Origin of the sequence: Halalkaliarchaeum sp. AArc-CO (assembly GCF_024972735.1) — an archaeon.
Taxonomy (GTDB): Archaea; Halobacteriota; Halobacteria; order Halobacteriales; family Haloferacaceae; genus Halalkaliarchaeum.
On record NZ_CP087723.1, the window covers coordinates 1,590,089 to 1,604,134 of the forward strand.

13 protein-coding genes and 1 tRNA gene are annotated in these 14,046 nt (G+C 63.7%); 9 read left to right on the plus strand and 5 right to left on the minus strand.

The genetic code is table 11. The features are described from left to right. Positions 1-49: 49 nt before the first annotated feature. Positions 50-120, minus strand: a tRNA-Pro gene (locus tag AArcCO_RS08575). A 147-nt stretch (positions 121-267) separates the two neighbouring features. Here AArcCO_RS08575 and AArcCO_RS08580 point away from each other — a divergent pair. Further along, positions 268-747, plus strand: coding sequence for a hypothetical protein (locus tag AArcCO_RS08580; protein ID WP_259533006.1), 480 nt, complete (start codon positions 268-270; stop codon positions 745-747). A gap of 141 nt (positions 748-888) precedes the next feature. Here the strand turns inward: AArcCO_RS08580 and AArcCO_RS08585 are convergent, their stop codons facing one another. Genes AArcCO_RS08585 through AArcCO_RS08595 form a run of 3 tightly spaced genes read right to left on the minus strand, consistent with a single transcriptional unit; the run spans position 889 to position 4,683 of the window. Next, complete coding sequence (locus AArcCO_RS08585; RefSeq protein WP_259533007.1) at positions 889-1,968, minus strand: succinylglutamate desuccinylase/aspartoacylase family protein; 1,080 nt, start codon at positions 1,966-1,968, stop codon at positions 889-891. Between the two features lie 30 nt (positions 1,969-1,998). Continuing rightward, positions 1,999-3,408: a glycerate kinase type-2 family protein gene (locus tag AArcCO_RS08590; protein WP_259533008.1), complete on the minus strand. Its 1,410-nt coding sequence runs from the start codon at positions 3,406-3,408 to the stop codon at positions 1,999-2,001. Between the two features lie 42 nt (positions 3,409-3,450). Then, positions 3,451-4,683, minus strand: coding sequence for a CaiB/BaiF CoA transferase family protein (locus tag AArcCO_RS08595; RefSeq protein WP_259533009.1), 1,233 nt, complete (start codon positions 4,681-4,683; stop codon positions 3,451-3,453). Positions 4,684-4,793: 110 nt separating this feature from the next. On the opposite strand from AArcCO_RS08595, the gene AArcCO_RS08600 reads away from it, so the two are divergent. From AArcCO_RS08600 to AArcCO_RS08610, 3 genes are all read left to right on the plus strand, one after another. Beyond that, on the plus strand, positions 4,794-5,255 hold the full coding sequence (locus tag AArcCO_RS08600; RefSeq protein WP_259533010.1) for an archaellin/type IV pilin N-terminal domain-containing protein: 462 nt from the start codon (positions 4,794-4,796) through the stop codon (positions 5,253-5,255). A gap of 382 nt (positions 5,256-5,637) precedes the next feature. Continuing rightward, positions 5,638-6,618 carry a flap endonuclease-1 gene (gene fen / locus AArcCO_RS08605; protein WP_259533012.1) on the plus strand — a complete coding sequence of 327 codons (981 nt, stop codon included), beginning with the start codon at positions 5,638-5,640 and terminating at the stop codon, positions 6,616-6,618. Positions 6,619-6,723: 105 nt separating this feature from the next. Next, complete coding sequence (locus AArcCO_RS08610) at positions 6,724-7,428, plus strand: SDR family oxidoreductase (protein WP_259533014.1); 705 nt, start codon at positions 6,724-6,726, stop codon at positions 7,426-7,428. 4 nt (positions 7,429-7,432) lie between these two features. Here AArcCO_RS08610 and AArcCO_RS08615 read toward each other — a convergent pair whose 3' ends face one another. Continuing rightward, on the minus strand, positions 7,433-7,612 hold the full coding sequence (locus AArcCO_RS08615; protein ID WP_259533015.1) for a hypothetical protein: 180 nt from the start codon (positions 7,610-7,612) through the stop codon (positions 7,433-7,435). 215 nt (positions 7,613-7,827) lie between these two features. On the opposite strand from AArcCO_RS08615, the gene AArcCO_RS08620 reads away from it, so the two are divergent. The 5 genes from AArcCO_RS08620 to AArcCO_RS08640 all read left to right on the plus strand — a co-directional run bounded on the left by AArcCO_RS08620 (position 7,828) and on the right by AArcCO_RS08640 (position 14,044). Then, entirely contained in the window at positions 7,828-8,949 is a 1,122-nt protein-coding gene (locus tag AArcCO_RS08620) for a pyridoxal phosphate-dependent aminotransferase (RefSeq protein WP_259533016.1), read from the plus strand. 97 nt (positions 8,950-9,046) lie between these two features. Further along, positions 9,047-9,772: a ribosome assembly factor SBDS gene (locus AArcCO_RS08625; protein ID WP_259533017.1), complete on the plus strand. Its 726-nt coding sequence runs from the start codon at positions 9,047-9,049 to the stop codon at positions 9,770-9,772. A 127-nt stretch (positions 9,773-9,899) separates the two neighbouring features. Then, positions 9,900-11,915 carry an AMP-binding protein gene (locus AArcCO_RS08630; RefSeq protein ID WP_259533018.1) on the plus strand — a complete coding sequence of 672 codons (2,016 nt, stop codon included), beginning with the start codon at positions 9,900-9,902 and terminating at the stop codon, positions 11,913-11,915. 102 nt (positions 11,916-12,017) lie between these two features. After that, on the plus strand, positions 12,018-12,680 hold the full coding sequence (locus tag AArcCO_RS08635; protein ID WP_259533019.1) for a hypothetical protein: 663 nt from the start codon (positions 12,018-12,020) through the stop codon (positions 12,678-12,680). Then, positions 12,677-14,044 carry a hypothetical protein gene (locus AArcCO_RS08640; RefSeq protein WP_259533020.1) on the plus strand — a complete coding sequence of 456 codons (1,368 nt, stop codon included), beginning with the start codon at positions 12,677-12,679 and terminating at the stop codon, positions 14,042-14,044. Before AArcCO_RS08635 ends, AArcCO_RS08640 begins: the two co-directional genes overlap by 4 nt. Positions 14,045-14,046: the final 2 nt, after the last annotated feature.

The following is a 14,046-nucleotide window of genomic DNA, read 5'->3' on the forward strand; positions in this document are numbered from 1 at the left end:
AAGACTCGCTTCGCTCGTCTTCGTGCTCCCATTTTTGCTCCGCAAAAAGTGGGACCGCCGAGATTCGAACTCAGGTCCGACGCACCCCATGCGCCGAGGATACCGCTACCCCACGGTCCCGCAATTCGACTAACGAGAGACCATTAATTAAGGGCTTCGTTTCGTGGAGGTGTCCCCGGGAAAACCGGCACGAGGATGACAACGAACTGGGGCCGACCGTTGGCGAAACCGAAACAGTCAATCCGAAACCACACACATACCCGAAAAATGTCCCCCGCAAAGCCGTTTGTCCTCCCTATCGCGGTCGCGTTCCTGATCGGAGTCGTCGTCAGTCTCACCCGCCGATTCGCGGTTCTGGTTGTCGAACTCCCGGTTTCCACACCTCCCACCGAACTACTCTCGTGGTACGGGTTCGGAATGCGAGGTGTTGCGTTCATTCTCGTTTATGGCACGCTGTTCGGACTCGCCTACTGGATCGATTCGCGAACCGATCACCCAAACGGCGACGCCGTCGTCGCCCTGGGCTCGGGGATCGCCGGGCTCCTGGGTTTTTGTCTCGCAACAACTGCTACCATCGTACTGACTGACATCGGTTCTCCCGGAATCACCTATGCGGTGGTAGCGACGGTAGGTTCGGGAATCGGGACCGGCGTCGAACTCGCCGTGGTGGCGTTCGCGGGTGCTGCGCTGGCCCGTCGGAGCGGGCCGAACGGGTCCGGGCGTGACAGTACCGACGACGTCGACTGACACTGGGTATCGTAGCCAGCTGGATGGTTCACGGTCTCGCTCGGTTTCGAGTCGGTCACGGCTACCGGTTCCCCTATCGGAGCGATAGACTCCTCGGAACCCCCTGTGACGGAGCCACTGTTTGCTCGTCACTCCCCGACCCTACGACCGCTCTGCAACGAGATCTCCATCGTCGCGAACCGCCATGCCTGCGACCGGATCGCCCTCGAAAACTGCCAGTCCCTCGTTCCGCGAAATCACGAACCCGTCGTGATCGGTCTCGACGACGTCGATTCGTTTCCCCGTCGACGTGACGACGTCCGCGACGATATCACCGGCAGACAGAACGTCGCCCGGCTCCACGCGGTGACGAACGAGTCCGGCCGTCTCCGTTCGCGGATGGAGCGCACGGCGAACCTCGTACTCGACCGGTGGAGCGACCACTCGCTTCCCGATTGACGTTCGGTTGGGTGGTGATGGCGGCCCGTCGTCGAACATCCCGACGTTCGCCATCGCCCGATACACCCCCTCGACAGCAGCCGCACGGATCCCCTCGTCGACGACGCTGTGTCCGCCGAGTTCGACCGTTACCGCCGGGATCCCGGCACCGTTGAGCGCCGCACCCGCGGTGGACCGCTGGAGGTTCTCTTCGAGGTACTCCGCGGCCGGATACTCCCTGATGGTCGGGAACGGGAACGCCGCCGCGAGCGTTCCGACGCGCTCGGACAACTCCTCGGCGTCGTCGCTGTTCCGGCGGTCACCGTACAGCACCCGGTCCCTGATGACGAACGGCAGCGAGTCGATCCGGGCGGTGTGGAGGTCGATCACCCAGTCTGCCGTGTCGGTGATCTCCTCGAACAGCCGGCGGTCGATCCGCTCTTGCGTGTTCGGTGGGCGCTCGGAATCCGATTCCGGATCCGGAAAATACCGGTTCGGATCGTGATCCCCGTAATACGACGTTCGGGCGTTCCGGCGGAGTCCGGCCGGGTTCACCACCGGCACGCACACCAACGTTCCACACAGCGTTTCGGTGAGTTGTTCGTGAACGACGTCCTGTGCGACGACGATCCCGGTGGCCTCGTCGCCGTGGACGCCGCCGGTGAGCCACAGCGTCGGCCCCTCGAGATCGCCGCGAGCGACCACGAGGGGGAGCCGTTCCGCGCCGCCGGTCGGCAGTCCGGTGACCTCGAGCCAACCGGTGTCGAACTCGCCGGGAGAGACGTCGATCGTTCCGATCTCCATACGCCGTCTGCGGTCCCGTGGGTTAAATGATCACTCTTCGACGACCAGAACCCGAAGATCGTTCACGTTGGTTCCGGTCTTTCCAGATTTCAACAGCAGCTCCCGGTCGTTCAGTGCAGTGTAGGCGTCGTTGTCGGCGAGTGCGTCGGCGGCTTCGGTCCGTGGAACCGCGTTCCCGTCGACGATTCCGCCGGCCGCGTCGGTCGGGCCGTCGAAGCCGTCGGTGTCGGCGGCGGCCACGACGATCGAGTTCGCGTCTCCACCTGCCAGTTCGCCGGCGGCCGCGAGTGCGAACTCCTGGTTCGGTCCACCCCGCCCGCCACCTCGGATCGTGACGGTGGTTTCCCCGCCGGAGACGACGACCGCCGGCGGGGAAACAGGCTCCCCCGTCGCGGCGATTTCCTCGCCGATCGCGACGAACGTCTTCGCCGCCTCCCGTGATTCACCGCGAACTCGCGAGGAGAGCACCATCGCATCGTACCCCCCGTCTTCGGCCCGGTTCCGGGCAGCGTCGACGGCAGTGTATCCGTCGGCCAACACGTGCGTCGTTACGCGGTCGAACACACGATCTCCGGGCTTTGGGGTTTCGGCGAGCTCGCCGGCTTCGCCGCGGTCCAGCCGTCGGCGGACCGATTCGGGGACCTCGAGGTCGTACCGATTCAGTACGTCGGCCGCATCGGCGTACGTCGTCGGATCGGGAACGAACGGTCCGGAGGCGATAACGTCGAGATCGTTGCCGACGACGTCCGAGACCACCAGCCCGACGACACGGGCCGGCGTGGCTGCCTCCGCGAGTCGGCCGCCCTTCAGGGCCGAGAGATGTTTCCGAACGGCGTTGATCTCGTGGATGGTCGCCCCCGCCGCGAGCAACGCGTCCGTCGTCTCCTGGAGATCAGACAGTGAGATCCCCTCGGCCGGTGCCGGCAACAGCGCGCTCCCGCCGCCGGTTATCAACCCCACAACGAGGGTGTTCTCGTCGGCCGCCGTCACCAGATCGAGCAGTTCCCGGGCACCGGCGACGCCGGCTTCGTCGGGCACCGGATGCGAACCGTACCGGACCTCGACGCGGTCGAGATCGGTTTCCTCTCGTTGTTCGCTGCCGGAGGGACGCTCCGTGCTATCTGCGTCACCTCTCTTGTCCCGATCGGTCACGACCACGCCGCCGGTGAGTCGTGGCCCGAGGATCTCTTCGAGTTGTGCTGCGACAGCGACCGAGGCTTTCCCTCCGCCGACGACGACGATCTCGTCGTAACCGGCGAGATCAATCGTCTCGACCGCATCGTCGACTGCCGACGGCCCGACCTGCAGTCGCGATCCTGTCAGGGAGACGCACGACTTCGTGACCGAACCAGGGTGGGCAGCCTGGATTCCCGCCTCGAGACAGTCGAGTGCGGTCGCGTGTGCCGGAGAGCGTTCCCGGCTCTCCCGATCTTCGAACATGCCGAACCGCACGTGCTCGGGTCTGATAAAAGCGCCACACTTTCACTCGACGCCGGCGATCGCATCCAGGTTGCAAAGTTCCGCCAGGTCGGCTCCGGTGTAGCCGTACTCTTTGAGAATCTCGTCTGTGTGTTCGCCCAAACGGGGAGGATACCGACGGAGTGACGCCGGTGTGCGGGAGAAATGCATCGGCGACCCCGGCATCGATACCTCCCCTGCAGTCGGATGTTCGGCTGTCCAGCACATCCCGCGGGCTTCGATCTGTGGATCCGCGAATACCTCGCTCATGTCCCGGACGTCGCTTGCCGGAACTCCGCGTTCCTTCAGCCGGTCGAGCAGTTCCTCGGTTCGGAAGGACCGGATCTCGGTTTCCAGCATCGGTTCGAGTTCCTCGCGGTTGCGGACGCGCTTTTCGTTTGCGTCGAACCGATCGATGTCGGCCAGATCCGGTCGATCGATCGCCTCACAGAACGGACGCCAGAACCCATTCGACGCGCAGGCGACCACCACGTACCCGTCCACCGTTTCGAACGCCCGATACGGCACGATGTTCGGGTGTCGACTCCCCATTCGCCCCGGCGGATCGCCGGTCGCAAAGTAGTTCAGCGCCTGGTAGCTCATCCACGCGACCTGGCCGTCGAGCAGACTCACGTCGATCTTCTGGCCGGTTCCGTCACCGAGTTCGCGCTCGAGCAGCGCCGCCAGGATCGCCTGCGTCGCGTACATCCCGGCCCCGATGTCGGCGAGCGCGACGCCGACACGCACCGGTGGACCGTCCTCGATCCCGGTGACGCTCATCAACCCTCCACGCGCCTGCATCACGATGTCGTATGCCGGTTCGTCGTGGTCGGGGCCCCACTCGCCGTACCCGGAAAGCGAACAGTAGACGAGACCTGGATTCTCCTCTCGGAGGGACGAATACTCCAGGTCCCACTCGGCCATCTTGCCGACCCGAAAGTTTTCGACCAGCACGTCGGCCTCTCGGGCGAGATCCCGGAACACCTCCCGTCCCGCCCTCGTCGCGAGGTTCAACGCGATCGAACGCTTGTTCCGGTTGACGCTGAGGTAGTATGCGCTCTCGTCGTCGAACGCCGGCGGGCGCCAGTCCCGTGTCTGGTCGCCCGTCCCCGGTCGTTCTACCTTGAGGACGTCGGCACCCAGATCGCCGAGTTGCATCGTGCAGAACGGCCCGACCAGTACGCGGGAAGCGTCGAGGACAGTGATCCCCGACAACGGACCGTCGGATTCTGTCGGCTGTTTGCACTCCCCTCCCATCGACCGACGGTTCTCGGCCCGGGTGTAAACTGTTTCCCCCTCCGAGTTATTAGGAATGATATCTCGTCCGGCCAGTTTATAGGAACGAACGGAGAACTCCAGGGTAGACGATGTCGGAGAGTCGCGAGCTACGTCGGAGGAACCGTAGAGCGGTCGCACCCGTGCTCGGAATCGTGATGATGGTCGCCATCGCGGTGAGCCTCGCGGCTGTCGTCGGGCTCTCGGCGTTCGGCGTCGCCGACGAGATCGCGGACGTCGGGCCGAGTGCGAGCTTCGAGTACGACTACGAGTACGACGACGGGTGGGGAGACGGCGACAGTATAACCATCACTCACGCCGCGGGCGACGAGATTCGAGCCGACAGGATCGAAATCGAGATCCAGGGTGCAGACACGATCCCCGGTGAGAAAGTGTTCGACGACGAGATCGTGACTGCCGGATCGAGTGCGACGATCGAATACGAGACTGGACAGGAAGGCGAAAACTGGTCGGGAGGATCGACGATTCGGATCGTCTGGCAGGGGAGCGCAGGAGAGACCAGCGTAGTCAGTTCCAGAACGATTCCGGGGTGAATCGTCGGACCCTCCACGTGGCAGCGATCCCTGTCTGAGCCTCTCGGATCGACGTCAGGAAATATCTTCGCTGATAATTCGACGGACGCTTTTATGTGAACGGGGAGTCCCGTTCCGCCTGCGGCGTCAGACGATTTCGGCGCTTCACGTGCCGTTGCGCGGACCGAGTGCCCGACGGATCGATCGAGCCTGGAACCCCGCACGGGAGGATGAACCGACCGTCCCGGCGACACCGGCCGGGACGGGCGTGTGACGCCGCGGTACAGCCGACCGAATCCGACTACTCGCTACATCGGTACTGCGACCCCGACCGCGGTACCGACTCTCCTCACACTCGTCACGACTCGGTGACTTGAAACCGTGAGCGTCCGAACTACGGGCGATGGGAAACGCGGATCTCAGAGCGCTCGCGTCGATCCGGGAGGTGTCGTTCGACGAATTGGACGGGACGTTCGTCGCCGTCGACGCACACAACTGGCTGTATCGGTATCTCACGACGACGGTGAAGTTCACCGACGAGCGCATCTACACGACCGACGACGGCGAGGAGGTCGCCAACCTGATCGGGGTCGTACAGGGGCTTCCGAAGTTCTTCGAACACGATCTGACGCCGGTGTTCGTCTTCGACGGGGGCGTCACGGAGCTCAAAAGCGACGAGGTGCAGCGCCGACGGGAGAAACGGGAATCCGCCCAAGAGCAACTCGAAGACGCCCGAGATCGGGGTGACGCGATTGCGGCTGCGCGGCTCGAGGCGCGAACCCAGCGTCTCACCGACGTGATCCAGGAAACGACCCGCGGGCTGTTCGACCGTCTCGACGTTCCGTACGTCGAAGCCCCGGCAGAAGGCGAAGCACAGTGTGCGTACATGGCCAGGGTTGGCGACGTCGATTACGCCGGAAGCGAGGACTACGACACGCTGCTTTTCGGGGCACCGCTTACGCTCAGACAGCTGACGAGCTCCGGCAACCCGGAACTGATGGATCTCGAGGCGACGCTTGCGGAGCTGGATCTCACCCTCGAACAGCTCGTCGACGTCGCCATTCTCTGCGGGACCGACTTCAACGAGGGGATCTCCGGTGTCGGGCCGAAAACCGCAGTAACGGAGATCAAAGAACACGGTGACCTGTGGGGCGTTCTCGACGCGAGAGACACAGAGATCCCCGACGCGGAGCAGGTTCGACAGTTGTACTTCGATCCGCCGGTCACGACGAAGTACGAGTTCGACGAATCGATCGATCCGGACGTTGCGGCCGCGAAACAGTACGTGACCGACGAGTGGGAAATCCCGGCCGAGGAGGTAGCCCGTGGGTTCGAACGCCTGGAGGAGGCCCTCACACAGACGGGTCTCGATCGGTGGACCTAGCCCGGCCAGAGACCGTCCGACAGTGGCGGGCACCGCCCGGGATGTCTGCCGCCGACGGGGGCCGATCGACGGTCGATTTATACGTATGCGAACAAACCACACGATATGGAAGCCGAATTCGATTTTTCGGGGGACGTAGTGATCGTGACCGGAGCCTGTGGCGCGCTGGGAAGCGCCGTCTGTGAGGCGTTTCATCGGGCGGGGGCGACCGTGGCGGCAGTAGACGTCGTCGACGTCGAGAGCGACGACTCCCTGCTCGAGCTTGCCGACGGGATCCACTTCTATCAGGTCGATCTCACCGAGGAGACGATCGTTCTCGAGGCAATCGAGGGAATCGCCTCAGAGTTCGGCGGGATCGACGCGCTGTGTAATATCGCGGGAACCTGGAGGGGCGGGGATCCGGTCGAAGACACCGACACGGAGCTTTTCGACTTCCTGTTCGACGTCAACCTGAAGACCATGTTTCTCGCCTCGAAACACGCGCTTCCGCACCTCCAGGAGTCGGAGGGGGAGATCGTGTCCGTGTCGGCACGCTCATCCCTGGAGGGAGGCAGCGGCGACGGACTCTACCGGGCGTCGAAAGCCGGCGTTCGGCTACTGACTGAAACGATCGCCGAGGAGAACACCGGCGTCGTTCGCGCGAACGCGGTGATGCCGAGCGTCCTGGACACGCCGATGAACCGCGAGATGATGACACCGAGCGACGACTGGGTCGACCCGGCTGACGTCGCACAGGTGATTCTGTTCCTCTGTTCGGACGCAGCCCGGGTGACGAGCGGCGCCGCAGTTCCGGTGTATGGCGAGGCCTAGACAGCTATCGCTCGAGATCGACGGCCGAATCCGTCGCGATCCACCCGTCCGGGTTGTCCGTCTCCGAAAAGAGGAGCCGACCGGGCGAGGTCCTGACAGTACAGATTTCCGGCGTAAGGTCCCTCGGCTCCCGTCTCGGGGATGCGTCGGTGGCGTTCTCGTCGGGGACGTCTCGTGTCCTCATGCGAGAAGTTAGGCGAGCCTAAACTAATAGGGGTTTCGGCGATTCCCGTGGGGCGGAACGCTCCGACGATTTGCGTCTGAAATCAGCCGACTGCTACTGAGTATTCTCGGCCGTACCCGAACGATCGGCGGGCCGGGTGGCCGATCGACCGGTAATCACTACAATAATCATTGCGACGCGACAGAACTATGGCCGGGGAGGTAGCGCTTGCTGGTATGACCGAATTTTCGAGGCGAGTCGAGGAGATCTCGATAAGCGGAATCCGTGAGGTGTTCGAGGCGGCCGGTGAGGACGCGATCAACCTGGGACTGGGGCAACCGGACTTCCCGACGCCGTCACACGCCAGGGAGGCGGCCGTGGAGGCGATCCGGGCGGGCAAGGCGGACGCGTACACCTCGAACAAGGGCATCGAATCCCTCCGGGAGGCGATCGTCGCGAAACACGGGCGCGATCAGCGACTGGATCTAGATCCCGAGCGTGTGATCGCGACTGCTGGCGGCAGCGAAGCGCTCCATCTGGCCCTCGAGGCCCACGTCGACCCCGGCGACGAGGTCCTGATCCCGGATCCGGGCTTCGTCTCTTACGACGCGTTGACCCGACTCGCCGGTGGAACGCCGGTTCCTGTCCCCCTCAGGGAGGACCTCACCATCGATCCGGGCGCCATCGAGGCGGCGATCACCGACGACACCGCGGCGTTCGTCGTGAACTCGCCGGCCAACCCGACCGGCGCTGTCGCAAGCGAGGCGGACACGCGAGAGTTCGCCCGGATCGCCGACGAACACGACGTGCTCTGTGTCTCCGATGAGGTGTACGAGTACACGATCTTCGACGGCGAACACCACTCCCCTGCTCAGTACGCCGAAACGGACAACGTGGTGTTGATAAACGCCGCCTCGAAGCTCTACTCGATGACCGGGTGGCGGCTCGGGTGGGTCGCCGCCTCACAGCGACGGATCGAACGGATGCTTCGAGTTCACCAGTACATCCAGGCGTGTGCGTCCGCGCCCGCCCAATACGCCGCGGAGGCGGCGCTTACCGGGCCACAGGAGATCGTTCGGGAGATGTCCGATTCCTTCAAGCGCCGTCGGGACCTCCTCCTCGAGGGGCTGAACGACGCGGGTATCGACTGTCCGACGCCACGGGGCGCATTTTATGCGATGCCGAAGGTGCCCGACGGGTTCGTCGAGGAGTGTCTCGACCGCGGCGTGATCGTCGTCCCTGGGGAGGCGTTCGGCGAGAACGGGGCGGGATACGCCAGGATCTCGTATGCGACCGACGAGAACACACTCCGAGAGGCCATCGACGTCATGGAGGAAGCCGTCGCTGCCGTGCGCTGACCCACCTGTGACCGCCGTCCACAGCTCCCCCGATCCCGGCTCTCGAACCGTAGTGTCGGGAGGGGCTTTTTATAATTTCGGACGAAACCATCGGTACATGATATCGCTGGACGAGGCCGTGACTGCCAGACTGGAATCCCACGGCGCTCGCTTCGAGGTGTTGATCGACCCGGACGCAGCGCTTGCGATCAAACGCGGCGAGTTCGACGGGGAGCTCGAGGACGTGATCGCGGCAGAAGACGTCTTCGAGGACGCCTCCCGGGGAGACCGTCCCGCGGAGAACGACCTCGAGACCGTCTTCGAGACGACCGATCCAATGGAGATCATTCCGCGGGTCGTGAAAGACGGCGAGATACAGATCACTGCCGAGCAGCGCCGCGAGATGCAAGAACAGAAGCGCAAGCAACTGATCAACACGATTACTCGCAACGCGGTCAATCCCCAGATGGACGACGCCCCCCATCCTCCCGAACGGATCGAGCGAGCCCTCGAGGAGGCGGGGTTCCGGGTCGATCCGATGGAAACCGTCGAAAGTCAGGTGGACGAGGCGCTGGAGGCCCTTCGCCCCGTGCTGCCGATCAGGTTCGAAGAAATTACGATCGCAGTCCAGTTGCCCCCCGAACACGCCGGTAGCGGCCAGGCGAAGGTACGGGAGTTCGGCGAACTCGAACGGGAGGAGTGGCAAAACGACGGCTCGTGGGTGGGGGTCATCACCTTCCCTGCGGGGTTACAAAACGATTTCTACGACCTCGTCAACGAGGTGTCGAGCGGCGAAGCCGAAACGCGGGTCCTCAAGGACAAAGACGAACTCGGAACCCGCTGATCGGAGCGGGTTCGTCCGCTGATCGAACTGCTTTCGGTGGTTCGAGTGCGCTGACGGAGTGGCTCGCAACATACCACATTATAAATAATAATGTATTTCGCGTAAGAGCGGGTAGTTCGACGACGTCATGGACGCTGAATCCGGAACCGAGATCGTTCACGAGCCCACCCAGGAGTTCGTCGAGTCCACGAACGTGTACGCCTTCATGAAGGAGTACGGCATCGAAGACTACGACGAACTGATCGAACGGACTACGGCCGACGTTCCGGGCGTCGAGGAAAGCGGCGTCGACTGGTTCTGGGACGAGCTGGTCGACTACCTCGACATCGAATTCGACGAGCCGTACGAGGTAGTACGGGACGACTCTGAGGGACCACAGTTCTCGAAGTGGTACCCCGGTGGGAAACTAAACATCACACACAACGTCGTCGACCGTCACGCCGATCCTGAATCGGAGACGCGCAACAAGGTCGCGTGTCTCTGGGAAGGCGAGGACGGGGAGGTCCGGACCCTGACCTTCCAGGAACTCGGCCGCGAGACGAACCGGGTGGCGAACGCGCTCGAGGAACGCGGGATCGAAACCGGGGACACGGTCGGCCTCTACATGCCGATGGTCCCCGAGGTGATCCCGATACTGTACGGCTGCTTTGCGGTCGGCGCGATCGCGGTGCCCATTTTTTCGGGGTTCGGTGTCGACGCCGTCGCGACCCGGATCGAAGACAGCGAGTGTCGGGTCCTGTTCACCGGTGACGGCTTTTACAGGCGGGGAGAGCCGATCTATCTCAAAGAGACCGCCGATCGGGCGATCGAGGAGGCCGGCCACGTCGAGCGAGTGATCGTCTACGATCGCCTGGGGTCCAGCGAACCGGCGCGCGAGGAGGGCGACCGCCCGGCGATACCCTGGAACGATCGCGACGAATGGTGGGACGAGGCCGTCGGCTCCCAGTCCGACGAGTACGACACCAAGTCACTCCCCTCGGCACAGGAGTCGATGTTACTGTACTCGTCGGGAACGACAGGGCAACCGAAAGGAATCGTTCACACGCACGCGGGAGTCCTGCTGCAGTGTGCAAAGGAGTTGTACTTCGGATTCGATCTCCAACCGGCCGACCGGTTCTTCTGGGTGAGCGACATCGGGTGGATGATGGGGCCGTGGACCCTGATCGGGAACCACGCCTTCGGCGGGACGGTGTTCATGTACGAAGGCGCCCCGGACTATCCCGAGCCGGATCGGTTCTGGGAGATAATCGATCGACACGGGATCACCCAGTTCGGCATCTCCCCGACGGCGATCCGGGCGCTGCGAAAGGAAGGCGACCACTGGGTCGACGGGCACGATCTCTCGTCGCTCCGACTGCTGGGATCGACCGGCGAGCCGTGGGATCCGGAATCCTGGCAGTGGTTCTACGAAGAGATCGGGGGCGGCGAGACGCCGATCATCAACATCTCCGGCGGTACCGAAATCTGCGGGTGCTTCCTGATGCCGATGCCGATCCAGCCGCTGAAGCCGTGTACGCTGGGCGGTCCCGGGCTGGGGATGGCCGTCGACATCGTTGACTCGTCCGGGAAATCGGTCGCAGACGATCACGAACGCGGATTCCTGGTTGCTCGAGACTCCTGTCCGTCGATGACGAAATCGCTCTGGTCCGGCGACGAACGCTACCTCCGGGAGTATTGGTCGAGCTGGGAGGGCCTGTGGGATCACGGAGACTGGGCCAGAAAAGACGAGGACGGCTTCTGGTATCTCCACGGCCGGGCCGACGATGCGCTCAACGTCGCCGGACGGAAAGTCGGACCCGCGGAGGTCGAGGGTGCGCTGATCGAACACGACGCAGTCAATCAGGCTGCAGCCGTCGGCGTTCCCGACGAGACGACCGGCACTGCCGTAATCGCGTACGTGATCCTCGAACCCGACGTCGACGCCGCCGAGGGGTTGATGAAGGGCCTCCAGGAGACGGTCGGGGAGCAGCTGGGCAAGCCGTTCCGCCCCCGCGAGATTCTGTTCGTCGAGGAGTTCCCGAAGACCCAATCCGGGAAAATAATTCGTCGAGCGATGGCGGCCGCCTACACGGGCGAAGAGCTCGGTGACCTCTCGAGTCTCGAGAACCCGGAAGCGCTCGAGGAGATCGAACGGAAGACCTGACTCGCGTCAGCGATATTGACTGCCACGGGTTGCCGGTTGCCGTCGCAGTTCCCGCCACGAAGGCTCCCCAAGGTACTTGACAACGGACGTAGGAGAATCGGTATGGTCCCCTCGACTGGAAGCCCCCAACGGAGAGACGTCCTTCGGTGGACCGCCGGTCTCCTTGCGGTCCCGCTTGCCGGCTGTCTCGACGCCCCGGAGTCATCCGACTCCGAGTCGGACATCGGTCCGGATCCGGAGAACGTCATCACGGACGTGACCGTCCTCAGCCAGCGACTCGAGATCGACATCGATCGTGGAGAGCAGATCGTCACCTACGACGAGAGCCACGACGACGCCGAGGGACAGTCCCTCAGGCTGCCGTACGTGATCGATTCGACCCACGTCGGTCTCCTCGAGTTCAGTCGGGAACTCCCAGATCCCGGACGGGTCGAGGAGTTCCTCCAGAAGACGGAGTACGACGACGCGTCGGTGCTGATCGAGGAGTCGTCGGTGTCGGCGTGTCGTCGAAATCGCCTCCAGTACGTCCACCGTCGATCCTCCGGATCCCGGCTGGCTCCCCAGTTCTGTTCGACGATGCGGGATCCCGCCGTCGACTGTTCCGCCGACGAGAACCAGTACCAGATTACGTTTATCCGGGTTCCGGTCCCCTTCGAGTCGCCGCCGAGCGGTTCCGGCCGCGGCTGGAGCAGTCGCTGTGAACTGCCGCCGGATCATCCCGCGAGCGGTGCGAAGCCGATAGAACTGGGGGGAGACCACAAATGAACTCCGACGATCGAACAACCGGCCGAGGTTCCGACCGTCCGCAGTCGAGACGGACGATCCTGTCGGCCGTCGCAACGGGCGTGACGTCCCTTGCGGCGTCGCTCTCCGGCTGTCTCTCGCTTCCCTCCGACGATCCACCGCCGATCGGCGTAGACGAGGAGGAACTACGCGAGATCGCTGCCATCGACGTTCCAGAGGTAACCGACCGTCTTCCGGTGTCACTCGGCGACGGATCGGTGGAAGAGAGCTGGGACCGCTTCGAGTCACTGCTGGATCCGATCCCGTCGGATCTCGCACCAGAGATTCCGAACGAGGCCGTCCGGAGCTACATCGCCGACTATCGCCAGCGTGCCCGGGAGCGACTCACCGACCTCGAGGAGGTCGAATCCAACTACGACCGGCTTACGACACTCGGGCGGTCGAGACGCGACGCAGCGGAGGCGGAAGCTGCCTACGCCGTCGCCACCGCCGGTCGGGTCCGAGAGGACGTTTACGAGGTAGTGGAATCCGTCGACAGAACGCGTCAGGAGATCGAATCCGATCTCGAACAAACGGGAGACGTCATACACGAAGCAGTGCTCGTGTACGACGCGATCGAAGCAGGTCTCGACAGTCTCGAGGGCAGGCTCGATCGTGTCGACACCCAGTCCCCGCTCACCTCCGAGGTCGAGGCTGTGGGCGAGGCTGCAGGGCGCCTCGAGTCGTCGAGAGCGCGGCTCGAACTGGTCGAGCTGCTGCTCGATCGACAAAAGCAGGGCAGCGATACTCCCCTGGATGAACCGATCGAACGCGCTACCTCGGAACTACTGGCAGAGATAGATCCGAACGTGGAGGCGCTCCCTCCAGCCGACTCTGACCCCGAGGAGGTGTTCGACGTTCCGGTGGCTGGCACTCCTCGAGAGATTGTTGTCGACGGTATCGGCGGGTCCGACGTGCTCAGGACGATTTACCGGTATCGCTCGCGCGTCGACGACCACCTCGAGAACGATCGCGACGCCCGGGCGCTTCTGGCGCTGTATGAACTCGAACACGAACGGCGAACGTTCGAGCGTCTTCGCGATCGGATCTCGGAGGGAGACCTCGACCGTCCAGACGACGTCGAAGCGGTAGCGGATGTCAAACGATCGGCAATCGAAGCGATCGAGGCGGCCCTGGACGTCGACTCGTATCCGCACCTGATCGGGAATCGAATCTCCGCGAGCGTTGCCGCTATCGGCCTGGCGGATCGAGACCTCGAGGAGGGACGGTACGGAGGGGACCGCGGTGCCGTGTACGCGATGGGACACTACGAAGTTGGAGGTGAGCGTGCGCGAACGCTTCCAGAGACCGCAGCGTGGTTCGCTGACGCACTCGAGTCGGCGTAAAT